The 452-nt window shown below is 56.4% G+C and carries 1 protein-coding gene; it reads left to right on the forward strand.

Annotation, left to right across the window (positions count from 1 at the left end):
• On the forward strand, positions 1-452 hold a 452-nt coding region (locus tag ACLHZ1_RS20630), incomplete at both ends, for an IS256 family transposase (protein WP_427263543.1).

Raw genomic sequence — 452 nt, forward strand, 5'->3', positions numbered from 1 at the left:
GGTCTCAAGGGCTTCCCTGATGCCATTGCCGTGGAGTATCCCCAGACCAAGGTGCAACTGTGTATCGTCCACATGGTCCGCAACTCGTTGCGCTACGTCTCCTGGAAGGACTACAAGGCGGTGACGGCTGAACTGAAGCAGATCTACCAGTCTGCGACGGAACGTGAAGCTCAACAGGCACTCGCGACCTTCGGCGAGCGCTGGGATAGCCAGTACCCGCAGATAGCGCGCTCGTGGCAGAATAACTGGGACAATCTGATCACGCTGTTTGATTATCCCTCCGCCATCCGGAAGGTGATCTACACCACCAATGCGATCGAGTCACTGAACAGCGTGCTGCGCAAAGCGACCAAGCAAAGGAAGCTCTTCCCGACCGACGACTCTGCGCTAAAAGTGGCGTTTCTCGCGATACAGCAGGCCTCCAAGAAATGGACCATGCCGATCCAGAATTG

It is taken from the genome of Aeromonas sobria (genome assembly GCF_050266975.1).
GTDB lineage: Bacteria > Pseudomonadota > Gammaproteobacteria > Enterobacterales > Aeromonadaceae > Aeromonas > Aeromonas sobria_B.